The following is an 18,385-nucleotide window of genomic DNA, read 5'->3' as shown; positions in this document are numbered from 1 at the left end:
CGAAAACCAATTCGCTTATGGCGTCCGCGCCCACAGCGCGTCGACGGCCCGGACGGCACTAACAAACCGCGGCTCTCCGTCCCCACGAATCACAACGTACGCCGCGCCAGACGCGATCACTGCGTCACGAAACAGCGCGTGCATCTCTTCGCGCAAATGCCCACGATCGCGCACACCGTCAGCGACCCAGGGAATGTCTGGCTCACACAGCAGATACAGATCGGGACGACGCTCGAGCGCTTTCTCTTCGATCCACGCCGGACACGCCCCGAAGTAGTGCCGACAGTACACCACGGTACTCAGCAAATCCGTGTCTTGGATGAGTAGCCGCCCGCCGTGTGCGATATACTCATCCTCGAGCGCGATCTGCCCGCGCGCAATCGGGCCGTGATCGCTGAACTCGATCACTCCGCCGCGCGCTTCAGCGAAGCCGCGCACGAATTCGGGCACGAGCTCCGCGTGATACTGGCGCGCGAGACGCTCGGCCAGAGTCGACTTGCCCGTCGACTCGGAGCCTGTGAGGACGACACGAATCACGCCGTCGCCTCGAGCGATCGCTTCCAGGCGATATAGCCGAGTACCGCGAGCACTAGGTAGATCGCGTAGTTGGCCGCGGTCAGGTACAGGCCGCGCCAGATGAACATGCCGACGTATACGACGTCGACGACGATCCACACGATCCAGTTCTCGAGCAACTTGCGCGTCATCATGTACTGCGCAACGAGACTCGTCGTCGCCGTGGCGGCATCGAGATACGGAACGACGGCGCCCGGCAACCGAGACGTGATCAATCCGTCAACGGCCCAGAAGGCAATGCCGACGATCGACAGAACGGCCCAGGTGCGCGGCGTGGTGCGTGAAACGGCGAGCGTGGTGCGACCTTCGCCTCCGTACAGCCACTCGTACCAGCCATAGATCGACAGCGCGAAGTACACGCCCTGGAGCGCCATGTCGGAATACAGACCGGACTTGAAGAACAGCACGAAATACAGTGCGACGTTCACGAGCGCCGTGGGCCAGCTCCAGATGTTCTGGCGCACGCTGAGCCACACGCTCACGACCCCAAACAGAACGGCCACGGCCTCGAGACAACTCGAGCCGTGGCCTGCGAGCCAAACGCAGAAGTCTGTCACGTCAGGGCTTGAGGGCCGCCAGTCGCTGATCGCCTGCGGCCTTCACACGCTCCGCCGCCGCATCGATCGCCTTGAGTGTTTCCGGCGACGATCCACCCACTTCAATGTCGGTCATCGTGTGCAACGACGCGACGTAGTAGTCGGTCCACGTCTTGAGAATATCCTCTTCGGTCGCGCGATTGCCGTTCGCGGCGAGCGCAGCTTTGCTGAGCTTGAGCTCCGTGTCGAGGCGCGCGATTGCCGCGCGCTCCAACTCCGCCACCAGCGCGCGGGCCGTTGGGCCATCGGCCGACGTCAGCGTGAGAATCGATGCCAGCGCCGCATTGCCAACGTTGACCAACTCCGACTTCGACACCTTGTCGATACGGTCGCCGTCGGTGTGGTAGTAGACGTCGGTGAAGTGCCAGAACAGTGCGCCTGGCTTTTTGGCCGTGAGGAACGGCGTATGATCGCTTCCGCCTTCGAAGGGATTCGTACGCACCACCCAACCCGTCGCCGCGGCCTGATCGAGGCAGCGCGAGAGCAAGTAGTCGTTGTAGTAATGCGGTACGATGTCGGCCTTCGCGATCGGACGCCCGCCCCACTCGCTGTGGTGGTCGTCGCCACGCGTCCACACCGCCGACGGGTCGGGCATCTTCTCAATGAGGAACGTCCCGCCGGTCTTCTTCGTGTCCTCGCCGGTCATGTCGAGGCTCAGGCCCCAGCGCACGCCCTTGGTGCGCACGGAATCGTCTGCGAGAAAATTTCGCGTTTGCTGAATTTCGAGACCGAACAACATGGTGATCGTGCGCTTCGGCTTCACCGATCCGTTCTTCACGAGTGTCGCCAGCACACGCGCCATCTCACTGAGGTCGCCGACGCCCGAGGCGTTGTCGTTCGCCCCCGGTTCCTGCACGTGGGCGCTCACGACATATCGCTCATCCGGCAGCGTGCTGCCGTGAACTTCAGCAACGAGCGTCAGCTCATCTGACGCGTACATCTTCGACTTCGTCTTGACGCGCACCATCACGGGGCCCTTGGCCAACGCCGCGCGCAACCGATCGACCGCGTCGCGCGAGATCGGCATGCCCCAGCTCTTCTTCACCGAGTCGTACGGCACGGAGCCGAACTGAATCGACGTGCGGTGGACGTCGGGCTGCGTATACGCCGGCATGTTATACGCGAGCGCGCCAACTGCGCCGCGCTTCTGTACCGCCTCGGGAAACACGCGACCAATGCCGCCGTCAGCTAGAACAACTTTGCCGGCAACCGACGCCTTGTCGTAGTCGGCCGGTGTCCCCTTTCCAACGTCGACGAGCGGCGCAAGAATGCCGGTATCCGGCGTGGAGAACGACGCGATAGCGAGCATGTTACGGTTCGTCGCGAACTGGAGCACCGGCTTCGACTCGCCGACGATCGTGACGCTCGCGTCGACTGGCTCCCACGCCGGCTGGCGAATGGGCCGATGCTCGATGCGATACGTGAGCGCATCGCCCTTCTTCGCCTTCGACTCCTCGACGTAGCCGGCGTTCTTGAGAGTTTCCTCGACGCGACGAATGCTCGCGTTGAAACCCGTATTCCCTGGCCAGCGGAAGTACTGGTCCATGAACGCGACCTGATCGTAGGCGCGATCGCCCGAAAACAGCGGGCGCGTCAGCTCGAGGTAGCGCTGCACGGCCGTCGGCGTCTCACGACGAACCTGCGCAACGACGGGCGTGGTGATCGCCACGCTGGCCGCGGCGGCGAGAAGAGCAAATCGCTGAGTCATCTCTGACATGGTGACGTTGGTCTGGATGAACGCACTGCGGGTCCCATGACTCCAAGCTACAACTCGACGAACGATCTCGCCCGGGCAGTGACGGTTCTGTATACCTTCCACCACATGGATCTCCTGCACGTCGACCCCCAAACGCCGGATCCGGCAGTCGTCTCACGCGCCGCAGAGGTCCTCCGTGCTGGCGGCCTAGTCGCCTTTCCGACCGAGACGGTTTACGGGCTTGGCGCGAATGCGCTCGATGCGGAGGCCGTGGAGCGGATCTACGCGGCCAAGGGCCGCCCGGCGTACAATCCGCTGATCGTACACATCGCCGACGCGCTCGACGCATCGATCATTGCCGCAGAGTGGCCGGAACACGCAGAGCTACTGGCCCGCTCATTTTGGCCCGGGCCGCTCACGATCGTGCTTCGCAAAAAGCCGAACGTCCCCGATGGTGTCACCGCAGGGCTTCCCTCTGTCGCGATACGAGTTCCGGCACATCCAGTTGCCCACGCACTGCTCGCCGCCGCTGCTATTCCGGTCGCCGCGCCGAGTGCGAACCGCTCGATGATGCTATCGCCGACGACCGCCGCGCACGTCGCCAAATCACTTGGCGATTCGGTCGACGTCATTCTCGACGGCGGTCCTACGACAGTTGGAATCGAATCGACCGTCGTCGACCTCACGACACCAACGCCAACGCTGCTGCGCCCCGGGACGATCAGCGCCGAGGAGTTGAATCGCGTCATCGGCCCTCTCATGCTGGCGAATCGCATCGAGGGGAGCGATGCCCGTCCCTCTCCCGGCATGCTGGACCGGCACTATTCCCCGCGCGCGCATCTCATTCTCGTCGACGCATCCAACATGGCGGAAACAGTGGCTCGCGAGCGCGCGCGCGGCCACGTCATCGGCGCGGTCGTGATCAATTCCGACCTGACCGCAGCGACGGTCGCGGTGCTGACGCGAATGCCGTCGACGTCAGCTGGCTACGCAAGCCGATTGTACGAGACACTCCACGCGATGGACGACGGCGGGTGCGACGTGATCCTCGTCGAACGTCCGCCTGTGAGCGACGACTGGACGGGCGTGCGTGACCGACTCGAGCGCGCCGCGCGATAAGCGCGGCGGTCAGCTCACCAGGACGCCTGGAACGCGGTCATGAGAAACGTTGCCGCACGAATGTTGTTGACGTTCGGAAACGTCTGCCGAATGACGTTGATTGAAACGCGCGTCGCTAGATCGAGCCCGTAGCTCCCGCCCAGCACTACCTGTCGCTCATACGCGTCGGCGACCGACGCATCACGACTCAAATCGCGGTCCCACGAGTCGAACCGCGCGACGAGCTGCACATTCGACGTCGGTCGCAAAGCGCCGAGTCCATACCAGCCGAAGCGGCGAAGATTTCCGTCGCGCGCCGACATCGACTCGGCGCGCAGCGTGAACAACGGTACGCGAAACTGGACTTCGGTCGCGCCACGACGTCGCTGGAGCGTGCGCGCTCCGCCCTCGTAGCCGCCACTCGCGCCGAACTGCAGTGCCGGAAACGGCGACGGGTGAATCGAGATGCGGCCAATAAACGCCTTCTGCTGATTCGTATCGGTGCTGCCGGCGTCATCGCCCGTCTCGTTGAACACACCGGCGTGATACTCGATGGTATTCACCGCAAAGCCATTCACCGACACACCGATGTCGCGCACATCCCCGAGCCCCACGGCGCGCGACCGCTCGCTCGTGAAGAGATTTCGTTCGATCGTCTCGACCTGCGCCGCGGTAATCTTGCCTTCGAGCGTCAGCGGGATGATTTGCTGCCCGATGTCGAAATTGAGATCCTTGTTGACGTTGTACGTCAGCGCCGCATCCTGGAGCAGCTTCGACTTCTGATCGATCGCCGCATCGCTCAGCGCGACCGAATCGGCGATGACCGTGGTCTTGTTGGTCAGCGTCAGCAATTTTCCGGCGTCGAACGTCACACGCCACTGAACATTGGGCGACACATCGCCGGCAAACTTCAGATCGGATTTTCGCAATCGGAATCCGTCTTTGGTCAACGGATCACCGGCGCGGTAGTAGACCTGGATGTATCCGTGAATGCTCAACGTCGGAATGAACGATGGCGACGCACCCGGCGCCAACCGCGGCGTCGTGGCGCTGTCCTGCGCCATCGCGCGCGCCGCGATTACACACGACACGATCGTGACGGCCGCCCAACGGGCGCGGAGGTGGCGCAGTAGCATTGTGGGGATACCAATCAGGAAGCAGCGGCAGGACCGGAATTCGCAAACCGGCGGGACAAATTGAGCCGCGAACGGGGGGAAGGCAGGCGTTGCGACGGAGGGACGATCTGGAGCCGTGAAGGCAGAACGACAGGCGCGCGCCCCGCGACGCGCGCCGAAAACAATCAGGTCTTGTGCCGGAAGATGATGCGGCCGCGCGTGAGATCGTACGGCGACACCTCGATAGTGACGCGATCGCCCTGAAGCACGCGGATCCGGAATCGCCGCATGTTGCCGCCGAGCGTCGCGAGCACGTTGTGACCGTTGGTCAACTGCACACGGAAGGTCGCATTTGGCAACACCTCCGTCACCTGCCCCTCCAGTTGTATCGGTTCTTCCTTGGCCATGAACCCTCGTTATGGACGTACACGGGAGCTACAAGTATAGGGCCTCGGTCGAAATCCAGTAAGACGCGCCGCCGGGCAGGCGGCGCCGCCTACCTAGGGCTTTTTCTTCTTGTCGACGTTGTTGCCGATCACGCCGCCCAGAATCCCGCCCACGACGCCGCCGATCACCCCGCCTTTCACCTTGTTCTTACTGGTCGTCGCTCCAATAACAGCACCCGCCGCCGCGCCGATCGCCGCATCGCGCTGCGTGTGCTTCTCGACTGTGCCGCCCGTCGAGGCCGGAGCGGAGCCGCTCGATGACACGGTCGAAGTACTCGCCGCGCTCCGCCGGGTGTGAGACACATCACCAGACGATGATGTCCGATGAGTCGTCGTGGCCGTTCGCGGTGCCGACGACTGGGCTGGCGCGTCGGCGAGGCTATCGAGCGAATGCTGCTGTGCCGCTAGTGAGAGATCCCTATTCAGGGTCGTATCCGCGGCGCCAGATCGACCCTTCCCGCACGCGACGGTGGCGATCGTGAGCCCGAAAATCAGTGTTGAGAGAATGCGCTTCGTCATTGGTGGCCTTCTTTGTGTGAATGGCATGCCGCACTAAAAGGCAGGCCACGTGCCACGATTGCGTCGCTATGTTTCGCCGTTGACCGGGGTGCCTGCCCACGTCGGGTGCAGGCTGAGAGAGACCCGTAGAACCTGATCCGGTTTGTACCGGCGTAGGGAGTCAATCAGATGACTGTGTTGTTCCCATCGGCGCCTGCGCGCCGCACCCGGGCGATCGCCACTGCGTCGCTCACCCTTCTCATCGCCAGCACCACGCTCGGCGCCCAAGCTGCGGGCCGCGACAGCGCGCGCGCCGACAGCAGTCGCACGCAGCAACTCGAACGCGTCATGATATCTGCCGTGCGCGGCGCCGGCTCCGCACCGATCTCGCAAAAGACGATCACCTCGAGCGAGGTGAAGCCACGCTACTTCGGTCAGGACGTGCCAATGCTCCTGCAGGGAGCCGCGCCGTCACTCACGGCGCACGCAGAGACCGGCAACTACTGGGGCTATAGCTACATCAGGCTTCGCGGCATCGATCAATCGCGAATCAACCTCACGCTCGACGGCATTCCGCTGAACGATCCGGAAGATCAGGTGCTGTACTTCGCCGACTTCCCCGATTTGGCCAATAGCCTCAACTCCGTTCAAGTGCAGCGCGGCGTTGGCACGAGCAGCAATGGCACCGCGGCGTACGCAGGCTCCATCAACATGGAGAGCGTTTCACTCGCTGCCCCGCGTCGCGCCGAAGTTCAGCTCGAGGGCGGCTCGTTCGGCTCGAAGCGCATGAGTGCAGAATTCTCGAGCGGTCTGTTGCCAAGTCGCTTCGCGATGTACGCGCGGGTGTCGGCGCTGCATACCGACGGCTATCGCTACCACTCGGGCGTCGAAGGACGTTCACTCTTCTTCTCCGCCGGCTACCTCGGCGACCGCGACATCGCCAAGGTCACCGTGACGACCGGCACGATGCGCGATACGATGGCGTATCTCGCCGTCGCCGAGAGCGATCTCGCAACCGATCGTCGTATCAATCCGCTCACGCCGCGCGAACGCGACGGTTTCGGCGAGCGCATTGCCGCACTCTCGTACACGCGGCTACTCGGCCCGTCGTCGTCGTTGTCCACCACGGCGTATCGCATCTCCGCGAGCGGCGACTACGATGTGCTCATCGATTCGCTCGACAACTTCAATCTCAAGTTCGTTTGGTACGGCGTGACGTCGGATTGGAGCTATCGGCACGACGCGCTCCAGGTAGACGTGGGCGTCAACGCGAATACGTACGCGCGCGATCACGCCGAATACGAACGGCCCAACCTCACTGACGCGGTCTATTTCAACACCGGCCACAAGCAGGACGCGAGCGCGTTCGTCAAACTCGCGTACACGGCTGGCCGCTCGACGCTCTTCGGCGACGCGCAGGCACGTCATGCCGAATTCCGCTACTCGCCCGACGCGAACGCCGGCATCGCCGAGCGATCCGTCTCGTGGTCGTTCGTCAATCCGAAGGCAGGAATCACCTACGCGCTGAGCGAGCCCCTGTCGGTCTACGCATCATACGGCAAGAACTCTCGCGAACCGGCGCGCAGCGACATGTTTGCCGGAGCGGACAATGTCGACGCTTCGAACGTCGCGGACGTCGGCGATCTGACGCGCGTGAAACCCGAGACGGTTCACGATCTCGAGCTCGGCGCAGCGTACCGCACGCGCAACGTCGACCTGAACGTTGACGTCTACTCGATGGACTTTCGAAACGAGATCGCACCGATCGGTGCACTCAGCCTCACTGGATCAGCACTGCGTAAGAACGTTGGCGCCAGCTACCGGCGCGGCATCGAGGCCGACGTGACCTATCGCGCGATTCCTCGCCTGATGTTGACCGCCAATTTCGCGGCGAGTATGAATCGGATTCGCTCGTACACCGACTCGAGCCAGAGCACGCCGCTCACGTATCACGACGTCGAGCCGCTGCTCACGCCGCACTTCACGACGTTCCAACGAGCTCAGCTGGCGGCGACGCAGAATGTCTCGTTCGCGCTCGAGTCCCGCTTCGCCAGCCGCGCGTTCCTGCAGAACACCAACGACTCGCGCTACGTTCTTCCTGCCGCGTTCAATCTCGACGGCAGCGTGTCGTTTCACGTCCGCGAATACGAGATCCTGTTGCGCGGCAACAACCTGACGGACAGCAAGAAGTACGGGAGCGGCTACGCGAGCGACGGTGTGTCGTACTATTTCGTCCTCCCGCCGCGCAACTATTTCATGGGTTTGAAAGTCGGATTTTGACCGGTCGGTCGCCGCGGTACGCAACCTGCCCCGGTCGTCAGCGTTTACACTCTCGGAGCAGCCATGGCCACGAACGACACCGATAGCGCCCACGAGCACACCCACGACGCGCTCCAAGAGTGCATCGAGGAGTGCCTGAATTGCCACGCGGTGTGCACGCTGTCGTTGCAGCACTGCCTCGCGACGGGCGGCGACCACACTGAGGTCAACCTCGTGGGCCTGCTACTCGACTGCGCGGAGATGTGTCAGACGAGCGCGAACTTCATGTTGCGCGGATCTCCATATCATGTCGTCACCTGCGGCGCGTGCGCCGAACTCTGCCGCGCCTGCGAAGAAGCCTGCCGCACCATCAGCGGTGACGAGCAGCTTGCGCACTGCGCCGACGTGTGCGGATCATGCGCTGAGTCCTGCGATCGAATGGCCGCGATGGGAGACGAAGCGGGCGGATGAGCATTTCGCGTTCGCCCGCCATTCGGCGCTCGTTGCTCGTCGTTCTCGCGGCGGTTGTGACAGCGGCCGCAGCCACGGTGGCACAGGCGCAACGCGGACAACCGCGCGCGGCGTTCGGCACGGCAGACCTCGCCAGACTCAAATGGCTCGAGGGCACGTGGGAAGGAAACGCCACGGGCGAGCGGACCTTCTACGAGCGCTATCAGTTCGCGAATGATTCAACGATCGAGATCACGTACTACAGCGACTCGACATTGACGCGCACGACGGGCAGTGGCCGCGTCTATCTGTCCGTCGGCCGAATCTTTCATACGTTCGGGCCTGGCCGCTGGGCCGCGACGCACATCGACGAGACGGGCGCGTACTTCGTGCCGCAAGCGAACGCGAACAACAGCTTCGCGTGGTCGTCGCAGGGCGCAAACGCGTGGACGGCAACCGCACGCACCGGCCTGGGCGGCCACGACCGCGTGACCGTCTATGAAATGAAGCGGGTCGGAAAACGCTGACCTGCCGGGCGGGCAACGCGCTCCGACGGTGAACCCGGTGCGGCGCTTGCGTTTTACGGCACCATGTCCGAGCCGCTCTCATCACCCAAACCGGAGCGTCGCGAGGCGAACGATCGCCGCGCGGAGCCCTCGGCTAGTCGGCGTGATGCAAAACCGAGCCGTTCGGCCCGCTTGCTGGGAATCGCCGGACGAGATCTAGCGCTCATCGGCGGAGCTCTGCTCGCCATCATCGCGGCAATCACGCTGACTCGGCCGATTTTCACGAATCAGCCAACGGTCGTTCAGGCGATCAGCAAGAAGGCGCCGGTGTTCGCGAAGACAGTGCTGACGCCGGCGCCAACGCCTGGCGCGGTAGATACGAGTCGCATCGCGCAAATGATGAAAACGCCTCAATTCGAGGCCGATCGGAAGGCGTTTGCTGCCGACCTCGTGAAGACAGGTCGCGTAAATCCGGCGCGCGCGGATTCGATTGCCTACTACGCCGTCCGCGAATCGTACGTCGAGGGCATTCCTCCGGCGGTGGTGTTCGGCGTCATGCTCACCGAGAATTCCCGATTCATCAGCGGCGCCATGTCAGACGTTGGCGCGGTCGGCCTCATGCAGGTCTATCCGAAGATTTGGCTCAAGGCATTGAGCGCCAAGTTCGGTAAAGATCTGGCGTCCGATTCAACGAATTTGAAATACGGTATCTACATCCTCAAACAGTACATCAAATCCGATTCTGGCAGCGTAACGCAAGGCAATGTCGGCAAAGGGCTGCTTCGCTATAACGGCTGCGTGAGCGGCAGCCACACGCCCAATTGCAAGACATACCCGAACAAGGTGAAGACCTTCGTCGAAAACCAGGCGGAAGCGATGTGCGGCGACAAGAGTTTCTACGACTGCATCGCCAAGCCGTTCATTTCCGGGCTTATGGGACGGCAACCGGATACCGCCCCAGCAACTCAGTAGCGCCCACCGCCGCTGATATCGACGGAGATCGACCGCCACTTCCCCTGGCGAAAACGCAGGACGCTCAAGCCGCAGCGGGTCGCGTGGCCGATGAGAATGGCGATCCAGATGTGCAGTGGCTGCAGCGTCCCCGTGTGCTTGATCACGAAGCAGATCCCGAGCGGAACGATGATCTGCGAGATGACTGATATGTACAGCGGGCTCTTCGTGTCACCCGTTCCCTGAAGGCCGCCCGTGTACGTGAGCGCCACAGCGATGAACAATCCCGACAGACTGAGAACGCGCAACAGCTCCGATCCGATCTCGACGACCACGGGCTCGGTCATACCGAATACACCAAGCAATTGCGCCGGGAAGAAGAGAAAGAACAGACCGATAAAACCGGCGCCCAGCATCGCGATTCGCGCGGCGACGTGCACTGCCTCATCAGCGCGATCAGGTTTTCCCGCACCCAGGTTCTGTCCAGCGGCCGCCGCCGCAGCGCCCATCAATCCGGTGGACGTCCACGTGATGAGCGAGAAGAGCTGCGAATACGACACAGCAAACACCGCCTGTGCGGCTGCGCTCTGCGCGAGCGAACCGATGAACGACAGCATGAGTACGCCGCCGATGTTCATCGCAATTCCCTGAATGCCCGTGGGTAGCCCGAAGCGAAATAGCGATCTGATGATCGTCCAGTCCGGGGCGTAGCCCTGCCCTCGAGGGAACGACACGACCCAACCGCCGCGAGTGAGCTTCATCAGCGCGTACAGCGCAACCAGGCCCGATGAGATGCATGTCCCCATCGCGGCGCCGGTCGTCCCGAAACCCGGAATCGGACCCAGGCCGCGAATGAGCACGACGTTCAGCACGATGTTGAGCACGGTTGTCGCGATGCCAAGCACCATCGGCGTGCGCGCGTCACCGGCCGAGCGCAGCGCGCCGCCAAGCATGAAGAACACCAGCATCCCGCTGCTGAACATGAACATGATCCGCAGGAACGGCAGCGCTTCGGCCTTGACCTTCGGCGCCGCGTTCACGAGATCGAGCAGGTGCGGCGACAACACATATCCCAACGGCGCCATGATGAACAACGAGATCCCGATCGCCGTGAGAAATGCCTGATACACCGTTCGATCGACCTTCTCTTCCTCACCGGCCCCAGCAAAGCGGGCGACGAGCACACTCATCCCCGTGAAGAGCGAGGTGATGAATGCAATGACGATGATGAAGATTTGCCACGACACGCCGATCGCCGCATTGCCGGTAAAGCCAACGATGTGTCCCACCATGACGTGGTCGACAATGCCCTGCATTCCGCCAATGATGTTGGCGAGCATCGTGGGCCAAGCGATCTTCCACACCGCGCGCGAGAGCGGTCCCTCGACGATCGACCGATCGTACCGCCGCGTGTTGGGCGGCGGCGTCGGAGCGGATGAGGCAGACGTATTGCGATCGGCTGGCGCGGTGACGTCAGTCAAAGGATTCGGACCCGGAAGAAACTTCTGTGATCATGTCGATCCAGCGGCGTGCCGCTCGACGTGTAAGTAGAGCCCCGTTCCGCACGATGGAAAGGACCCGCGCGAAACCCGAACACAATCACGGAGCCCCGTTCGATGAAATTCGTGATGCTGGTCAAAGCCGACGCCGATTCCGAAGCGGGAAAGCTGCCGTCCGAAAAAGACCTCATCGCGATGGATAAGTACAACGAAGAACTGATTAAGGCTGGCGTCCTCCTCGCGGCCGAAGGACTCCAAGCAAGCTCGAAGGGAGCCCGCGTGACGTTCGAAAACGGAAAGCGAGCCGTCTCCGATGGGCCGTTCGCCCAAACCCAAGAACTCGTCGCTGGCTTCTGGATCATCCAAGTGCGGTCGAAAGCGGAAGCCATCGAGTGGGCGAAACGACTCCCGTTTGAAGCCCGGGCCCAAATTGAACTGCGACAAATCTTCGAGTCTTCCGACTTCGAACCGCAACTCACACTCACACGATAGAATCAGACAATGCGTTTCATGGTCATTCGCAAGGCCGATCGAGAGACCGAAGCGGGCGTGATGCCGCCGGAAGAGGTCATCGCCGCAATGGGCAAGTACAACGAAGAGATGGTCAAAGCCGGGGTGATGATCGCCGCCGACGGATTGCAGGCCAGCGCCAAGGGCGCACGCGTCAAGTTCTCCGGCGGCAAGCCTACAGTCATCGACGGACCATTCAGCGAGACCAAAGAACTCATCGCCGGCTACTCGATCCTCCAGGTAAAGTCGAAAGAGGAAGCCATCGAGTGGGTGAAGCGCTGGCCGCAGCTCGATGGTCACGGCGAGGTCGAGATCGAGATTCGCCAGCTGTTCGAGTACGAAGACTTCGGCCCCAGCCCCGCGATCGATCGCATGCTCGAGGTCGGACTCGCCGAAAGGAAGTAGCTCGGCGGAGTCTTGCACGAAGTGACATCTCTGGTGTGATTGGTAGCCGTGACGGCTACCGATGCACACCGCGCGATCGACGCGGTCTGGAGAATCGAATCGGCGAAACTCATCGCCGGTCTGACGCGCATCGTTCGCGACGTCGGCCTCGCCGAGGATCTCGCCCAGGACGCCCTGGTCGCGGCGCTCGAACGCTGGCCACAGTCCGGCGTGCCGGACAATCCCGGCGCATGGCTCATGGCCACTGCAAAGCATCGTGCGATCGACATGATGCGCCGCAACACGCTGCTCGATCGCAAGCACGAACAGCTCGGCCACGAACTCGAGGCTGAGCAGGAACGCGCCGTACCCGATCTCGACGCTGCGATCGACGACCATGTCGGCGACGATCTGCTGCGCCTGGTTTTCATCTCCTGTCACCCGGTGCTCTCCACCGACGCGCGCGTCGCCCTCACGCTTCGACTCCTCGGCGGGCTCACGACCGAGGAGATCGCGCGCGCGTATCTCGTTCCCGAGGCGACGATCGCACAGCGCATCGTCCGCGCGAAACGCACGCTCGCCGACGCCAAGGTTCCATTCGAGGTTCCTCGTGGCGCGGAGTTCGAGGAACGCTTGTCGTCGGTGCTCCAAGTCATCTACCTCGTGTTCAACGAGGGATACTCCGCCACCGCCGGCGATGACTGGCTTCGCCCCGCGCTGTGTGAGGATGCGCTTCGCCTGGGGCGTATTCTCGCTGAGCTCGTACCTCGCGAGGCCGAGGTACACGGACTCGTGGCGCTGATGGAAATCCAGGCGTCGCGTGCACCCGCGCGCGTGGCGGCCGGCGGCGAGCCAGTCTTGCTGCTCGACCAAGATCGCGCGCGATGGGATTATGTGCTCATCAATCGCGGCCTCGCTGCGTTGGCTCGCGCGGAAGCGCTTGGCACCGAGCGTGGTGCGTACCGGTTGCAGGCGGAGATCGCCGCCTGCCATGCGCGCGCGCGCGTGGCGAGTGAAACGGACTGGACTCGAATCGCCGCGCTGTATGGCGAGCTTGCGCAGATAATTCCAACACCGGTCGTAGAGCTCAACCGCGCCGTCGCCGTATCGATGGCGCTGGGTCCCGCGGCAGGACTCGAGCTGGTGGACGCACTCACCGACAACGCCGCGCTGAAATCGTATCATCTGCTGCCGAGTGTTCGCGGCGATCTATTGGCAAAACTTGGCCGTCATCGCGAAGCGCGCGCCGAATTCGAGCGCGCAGCTTCGTTGACGAAGAATGCGCGCGAACAGGCGCTGCTCACGGCGCGGGCGAAAGCGTCGGATCGAGCCGACGCATAGCCGATCTCATCGTGATTATTTGGCCGTCGACCTATTCGACAGCCAGATATTCGGCGAGACGATCGAGCGTGTTCTTCCCGCCTTCGACCGCGCCAAACTTCTTGACGCGCTCGAGTTCATCAGGCGAAGCAAACACCGAGTGCATGGTCAGCTTCGTCTTGCCGCCTTGATCGACGAAGGTGATCGTCACCTGAAACTCTGAGGGCTCGCCACGACGTTCGGCACCGTGTGTATACGCCAAACGTTCTGGGCGTTTGATCTCGCGAAACACCGTGAGGTTTGGCCAATCAGTGCCGTCGGGGCCGTGCATGGTGTATCTCCACTCACCGTCGACGCGGAAGTCCATCGAGTGAGTGGTGGTCGTAAAACCACGCGGACCCCACCATTGGGAGATGTGTTTCGGATCGCTGAACGCATCGAACACGAGTTCACGCGGCGCATTGAAAACGCGCGTGACGATGATCTCGCGGTCCGTGGTAGACACCGACGCACTCATCGTATGGCCTCGCCTTGAGAGATCACCGTAACCATCGAGATCGTTGTCACTGTGTTGAGTATCTGACGTTGGGTGTGACGCCGCCTGCTACTGAGCCCGCAAGGCGATTCCTGGATCGATACGCGCCGCACGCATAGCGGGAATCCAGCACGCGCCAATGCCGACCGCCGCCATCAAACCGCCCACACCGGCAAGCGTAAGCGGATCGTGCGCCGCAACGCCGAACAGAAGACCCTGCATCAGTCGCGACAACGACAACGCGCCGATCACGCCGAGCGCGAGGCCGATCACGACGAGCCGGCCGCCCTCGGACAGAATCATGCGCTGTACCTTGCCGCTATCCGCGCCAAGACTCATCCGAATGCCGATCTCGTTGGTCCGCGCGCTCACGGAGAACGCGAGCACTGCGGCGATGCCAATGGCCGCAACGATGAGCGCGAGCATGCCGAACGACGTCACGAGCATGGCGTTCAATCGGCGCGGCGCCACGCTTTCGTCGCGAATCTGCTCGACGGTCAGCACTTTCTCGATTGGCTGCTGGGGCGCGACCGATCGCACGATGCGCGTCGCGGCGGCGCCGAGTGCGGCGGGATCACCCTTCGTTCGAATGACGAAACCGCCCGACGGGAAATCGCCCTGCGCAAACGGAATGAAGGTCACCGGGAGGGGCTGCGCATCGAGTCCGCCGTCCTTCGTGTTTCCCACGACGCCGACGATCGTGCGCCAATCGCCCGAGACGCCGATGAACTTCAACACCTCGCCCGTCCACGCGATCCGCTGACCGATCGGATCCTTGTCCGGAAAGAAGAGGTCGGCCAGGGTCTTGTTGATGATCACGACACGCGGCGACGTCGCACGATCGGTGAGCGAGAACTCTCTGCCTTTGAGCAGCGCAATGCCGGAAGCCTTGAAGTAGTCCGGATTCGCCGTGCGATACTCTGACTGCGGCGTTGGTTCATTCGGCGCAATCGGATGGTTCTCTGCTTTGACGTCGAGGAGGAAGCCCGCGGCGCGCAGCGGAATCGTCGAACCCATACCAACCTGACTCACGCCGGGTAACGCGGCGAGCTGCGCCTGGATCCGCTCATACTGCGCAACGACGGCTTCGGGCTTTTCGCCATTGTAGTCCTTCGGAACTTCCATCGTCAGCACGTTGTCGCCGTTCATGCCGGTCTGCACGACAGCCAGCCGCTGCATGGTGCGCGTCAGAAGTCCAGCACCCGTGAGGAGAATCACCGAGACCGCGACCTGCGCGACGACGAGCGCCTGCTGCGTACGCTGCCGCTTCGCGCCACCCGTTGCGCGGCGTCCGCCCGCGGCGAGCGACGCACTCAACGTGCGTTCCTGCGCAAGTGACGGTGCGAACGAAAGCAGCACTGCCACGAACATCGCCAACCCGAGTGTAAACAGCAGCACCATTCCATCGATGCGAATCTCGCCGGCCCGCGGACTGTAGCGCTCAGCAAAGCTGATGAGCATCCGCACACCACCGAACGCCAACACGAGACCGAGCACTCCGCCCATCAACGCGAGCAGCAGGTTCTCGACGAGCAGCAGGCGGCGCAAGCGCGACGTCCCGGCGCCGAGCGCCGCGCGAACCACGAGCTCGTGTTCGCGACGCACGCCGCGCATGAGCGTGAGATTCGCAACGTTGGCGCACGCGATGATCAACACGAATGCGGCCGCGCCCATCAACAACCAAAGCGTCAGCTGCGCCTTCTGGCCGAGAATCTCCTGGAAGGGTGTGAGCGTCACGTGGTAGCCTGACCCGGCGTCGTACGCTTCCGGAAATTCCTTGTGTGCGCGCGCGGTGATCGTCCCGACTTCGGCGCGCGCCTGCTGTACCGTCGCACCTGGCGCCAATCGCGCAATCATTTCCGTCATGCGATGGGTGCGACCCGTGACCATCATCGCGCTCAAGTGATGCTCGCTGTTCACCATGTTCATGAGCACGTCGATGCGAGCCGGGAAATACGGAGCGGGCTGCAACACGCCGACGACCGTTACGGCCTTTCCGGCGACACGCAGTGTCTGGCCAACGATCTTGGGGTCGCCGCCAAAGCGCTTCTTCCAGTACTCGTGCGTCAACATCATCACCGGCGCCGCACTCTTGCCGTCATCGTTCGCGTCGAAGCTGCGGCCGAGGATTGGCGACAGGCCCATCACGGAGAAGTAGTTGCCCGTCACGAGCCCCACGTCGATTCGCACCGCATCGTGGTCCGTAACGAGACTGAACGTGATCGGCGAGTACTCGGCGATTCCCTCGAGCGTTTTCGACGCCGATCGGAAGTCGTTGATCTCGGGCACGGAGAACGCGACGTTGTCGCGACCAGGTCCGGACGCCGACTGGCGCAGGTACATGAGTCGATCGCCGTTCTTGTGCGGCAACGGCCGGAGCATCACGCCGCGAACGACGCTGAAGATCGCCGTGTTGGCGCCGATCCCGAGTCCAAGCGTGAGCACGACGGCGATGGCAAAGCCACGTGCACGGGAGAGACTTCGGAGGGCGTAGCGGATGTCGCGCATGATACCTCTGACTCCTATCGCCGTTTGCGGCTGGATTTCTTCCCTTGGGACTGCATCTCGCGCAGGTATTCGTCCAATCGGTCGAACCGTTCCTCCCAGAGCCGACGGTACTCGCCGACCCAATCAGCGACTTCCCGGAGCGGTTCAGGCGCCAATTTGCACGGCCGCCACTGGGCCTCACGACTCTGCGTGATGAGCCCGGCGCGCTGTAGAACCTTCAGGTGCTTCGAGATGGCGGGCATGCTGATCTCGAATGGTTTGGCGAGCTCACTCACGGATGCCTCGCCGGTCGACAGGCGCGCGAGAATGGCGCGACGGGTCGGGTCGGCGAGCGCGGCGAATGTCAGGCTGAGATGATCCGTTTGCATTAAACCGACGGGTTAATTATCCCATCGGTTAAATACAGCGAAACGTCCGTCCCGTCAAGGACGAACTATCCGATGCGCACGACGACTTTGCCGAACGTCGCGTTGCTCGCGAGCCGCACGTGAGCATCACGGATCTCCGGCAGATCGTAAACGCGATCGATATTCGGTCGTAGCACGCCAGACTCGAGTAGCGGCACGACATCGCGCGTAAACGCCGCGTTCACCGCGCGCTTTTCGTCCAGCGAACGCGCGCGCATCACGGTTCCACGGAGCGTCAGGCGCTTGCCGAGTATCATGCCCACCGGAATGGTCCCGTGACGCCCAGCGACGGTGCCGATCAGCATGATCCGTCCGCGCGCCGACGCGGCGCGAATGCTCATCGCGAGGTACGGGCCGCCGACGAGGTCCATCGTCACGTGCATTCCCTTCCCCGCGGTCCACAGCTCCGTGGTGACAGGAATGATCTCCAGGTCATCGGACACGACGATTCCGTTCTGCAATCCAAATTCGCGCGCACGCTCGACCTTCTCTGCGGTTCGCGCGGTACCATAGGGAATCGCCTTCCACGCCCGCGCCAGCTGTGTCGCCGCCAATCCAACACCGCTGCCCACAGCGTGGATGAGTACATTCTCATCGGCACACAGACCCGCTTGCGTCACCATCGCGTCGTACGCGGTGATGAACGCCTCGGGAATCGCCGCCGCATCCGTCCACGACAGCCGCTCCGGTACGCGCGCGATGGTCTGCGCATCGGTGACGAGGAACTCGGCGTTTCCACCACCGGCCACGATGCCGAAGACGCGATCGCCAACGCGCCAGTTCTTCACGTCGGAGCCCAGCTCGGCGATCTCACCGGCGAACTCGAGACCGGGAATGTCTTCAGGCGCGCCTGGCGGCGCGGGATAATGCCCTTCGCGCTGGTGCAGGTCGGCACGGTTGAGCGCCGAGGCGTGTACGCGCACCAGCACTTCGTTTGGCGCCGGCTTTGGAGTGGGCCGGTCGCGAATCTCCAGGACTTCAGGCCCGCCTGCGCCAACAATGACGACCGCGCGCATTGAGATCGGATGAAG

19 protein-coding genes and 1 riboswitch are annotated in these 18,385 nt (G+C 62.9%); of the genes, 8 read left to right on the top strand and 11 right to left on the bottom strand.

Annotated elements, in window-relative coordinates; all coding sequences use genetic code 11:
- Positions 1 to 15: 15 nt before the first annotated feature.
- The 3 genes from AC6H4Z_RS07345 to AC6H4Z_RS07335 are packed head-to-tail and all read right to left on the bottom strand — an operon-like array spanning position 16 to position 2,889.
- Entirely contained in the window at positions 16 to 537 is a 522-nt protein-coding gene (locus AC6H4Z_RS07345; RefSeq protein ID WP_497546099.1) for an AAA family ATPase, read from the bottom strand.
- A complete protein-coding gene (gene pnuC, locus AC6H4Z_RS07340) occupies positions 534 to 1,133 on the bottom strand; it encodes a nicotinamide riboside transporter PnuC (RefSeq protein WP_497546098.1) in 600 nt (199 codons plus the stop codon). The genes AC6H4Z_RS07345 and pnuC overlap by 4 nt, the downstream gene beginning before the upstream one ends.
- Before the next feature lies 1 nt (position 1,134).
- A complete protein-coding gene (locus AC6H4Z_RS07335; RefSeq protein ID WP_497546097.1) occupies positions 1,135 to 2,889 on the bottom strand; it encodes a M28 family peptidase in 1,755 nt (584 codons plus the stop codon).
- A 36-nt stretch (positions 2,890 to 2,925) separates the two neighbouring features.
- On the opposite strand from AC6H4Z_RS07335, the gene AC6H4Z_RS07330 reads away from it, so the two are divergent.
- Positions 2,926 to 3,987: an L-threonylcarbamoyladenylate synthase gene (locus AC6H4Z_RS07330; RefSeq protein WP_497546096.1), complete on the top strand. Its 1,062-nt coding sequence runs from the start codon at positions 2,926 to 2,928 to the stop codon at positions 3,985 to 3,987.
- A gap of 14 nt (positions 3,988 to 4,001) precedes the next feature.
- Here AC6H4Z_RS07330 and AC6H4Z_RS07325 read toward each other — a convergent pair whose 3' ends face one another.
- The 3 genes from AC6H4Z_RS07325 to AC6H4Z_RS07315 form a co-directional block, all read right to left on the bottom strand.
- Entirely contained in the window at positions 4,002 to 5,102 is a 1,101-nt protein-coding gene (locus tag AC6H4Z_RS07325; protein WP_497546095.1) for a porin, read from the bottom strand.
- Between the two features lie 164 nt (positions 5,103 to 5,266).
- Entirely contained in the window at positions 5,267 to 5,488 is a 222-nt protein-coding gene (gene infA, locus AC6H4Z_RS07320) for a translation initiation factor IF-1 (RefSeq protein ID WP_497546094.1), read from the bottom strand.
- A gap of 93 nt (positions 5,489 to 5,581) precedes the next feature.
- Positions 5,582 to 6,046 (bottom strand): YMGG-like glycine zipper-containing protein, encoded by a 465-nt coding sequence (locus AC6H4Z_RS07315; RefSeq protein ID WP_497546093.1) that lies wholly within the window; start codon positions 6,044 to 6,046, stop codon positions 5,582 to 5,584.
- Between the two features lie 74 nt (positions 6,047 to 6,120).
- Positions 6,121 to 6,222: riboswitch (TPP riboswitch) on the top strand.
- On the opposite strand from AC6H4Z_RS07315, the gene AC6H4Z_RS07310 reads away from it, so the two are divergent.
- The 4 genes from AC6H4Z_RS07310 to AC6H4Z_RS07295 all read left to right on the top strand — a co-directional run bounded on the left by AC6H4Z_RS07310 (position 6,215) and on the right by AC6H4Z_RS07295 (position 10,212).
- Positions 6,215 to 8,305, top strand: coding sequence for a TonB-dependent receptor (locus tag AC6H4Z_RS07310; RefSeq protein WP_497546092.1), 2,091 nt, complete (start codon positions 6,215 to 6,217; stop codon positions 8,303 to 8,305). (Overlaps the previous riboswitch by 8 nt.)
- Positions 8,306 to 8,368: 63 nt before the next feature.
- Positions 8,369 to 8,755, top strand: coding sequence for a four-helix bundle copper-binding protein (locus AC6H4Z_RS07305; protein ID WP_497546091.1), 387 nt, complete (start codon positions 8,369 to 8,371; stop codon positions 8,753 to 8,755).
- Complete coding sequence (locus AC6H4Z_RS07300; RefSeq protein ID WP_497546090.1) at positions 8,752 to 9,261, top strand: hypothetical protein; 510 nt, start codon at positions 8,752 to 8,754, stop codon at positions 9,259 to 9,261. Before AC6H4Z_RS07305 ends, AC6H4Z_RS07300 begins: the two co-directional genes overlap by 4 nt.
- Before the next feature lie 63 nt (positions 9,262 to 9,324).
- Complete coding sequence (locus tag AC6H4Z_RS07295; RefSeq protein ID WP_497546089.1) at positions 9,325 to 10,212, top strand: transglycosylase SLT domain-containing protein; 888 nt, start codon at positions 9,325 to 9,327, stop codon at positions 10,210 to 10,212.
- Here AC6H4Z_RS07295 and AC6H4Z_RS07290 read toward each other — a convergent pair.
- Entirely contained in the window at positions 10,206 to 11,672 is a 1,467-nt protein-coding gene (locus AC6H4Z_RS07290) for an MATE family efflux transporter (protein WP_497546088.1), read from the bottom strand. The genes AC6H4Z_RS07295 and AC6H4Z_RS07290 overlap by 7 nt on opposite strands.
- Positions 11,673 to 11,807: 135 nt before the next feature.
- On the opposite strand from AC6H4Z_RS07290, the gene AC6H4Z_RS07285 reads away from it, so the two are divergent.
- Genes AC6H4Z_RS07285 through AC6H4Z_RS07275 form a run of 3 tightly spaced genes read left to right on the top strand, consistent with a single transcriptional unit; the run spans position 11,808 to position 13,925 of the window.
- Positions 11,808 to 12,182: a YciI family protein gene (locus AC6H4Z_RS07285; protein ID WP_497546087.1), complete on the top strand. Its 375-nt coding sequence runs from the start codon at positions 11,808 to 11,810 to the stop codon at positions 12,180 to 12,182.
- Between the two features lie 9 nt (positions 12,183 to 12,191).
- Entirely contained in the window at positions 12,192 to 12,605 is a 414-nt protein-coding gene (locus AC6H4Z_RS07280) for a YciI family protein (RefSeq protein ID WP_497546086.1), read from the top strand.
- A gap of 48 nt (positions 12,606 to 12,653) precedes the next feature.
- The gene (locus AC6H4Z_RS07275; RefSeq protein ID WP_497546085.1) at positions 12,654 to 13,925 is read left to right on the top strand and encodes an RNA polymerase sigma factor; all 1,272 of its coding nucleotides are present in this window, start codon (positions 12,654 to 12,656) and stop codon (positions 13,923 to 13,925) included.
- A 31-nt stretch (positions 13,926 to 13,956) separates the two neighbouring features.
- Here the strand turns inward: AC6H4Z_RS07275 and AC6H4Z_RS07270 are convergent, their stop codons facing one another.
- The 4 genes from AC6H4Z_RS07270 to AC6H4Z_RS07255 all read right to left on the bottom strand — a co-directional run bounded on the left by AC6H4Z_RS07270 (position 13,957) and on the right by AC6H4Z_RS07255 (position 18,370).
- Positions 13,957 to 14,421 (bottom strand): SRPBCC family protein, encoded by a 465-nt coding sequence (locus tag AC6H4Z_RS07270; RefSeq protein WP_497546084.1) that lies wholly within the window; start codon positions 14,419 to 14,421, stop codon positions 13,957 to 13,959.
- An 87-nt stretch (positions 14,422 to 14,508) separates the two neighbouring features.
- The gene (locus tag AC6H4Z_RS07265; protein ID WP_497546083.1) at positions 14,509 to 16,947 is read right to left on the bottom strand and encodes an ABC transporter permease; all 2,439 of its coding nucleotides are present in this window, start codon (positions 16,945 to 16,947) and stop codon (positions 14,509 to 14,511) included.
- Positions 16,948 to 16,961: 14 nt separating this feature from the next.
- Complete coding sequence (locus AC6H4Z_RS07260) at positions 16,962 to 17,315, bottom strand: ArsR/SmtB family transcription factor (RefSeq protein WP_497546082.1); 354 nt, start codon at positions 17,313 to 17,315, stop codon at positions 16,962 to 16,964.
- Positions 17,316 to 17,380: 65 nt separating this feature from the next.
- Positions 17,381 to 18,370: an NAD(P)H-quinone oxidoreductase gene (locus tag AC6H4Z_RS07255; protein WP_497546081.1), complete on the bottom strand. Its 990-nt coding sequence runs from the start codon at positions 18,368 to 18,370 to the stop codon at positions 17,381 to 17,383.
- Positions 18,371 to 18,385 lie beyond the last annotated feature (15 nt).

The sequence above is a fragment of the Leucogemmata humicola genome (genome assembly GCF_055379415.1).
This window is presented reverse-complemented; position numbering and strand designations above follow the sequence as displayed.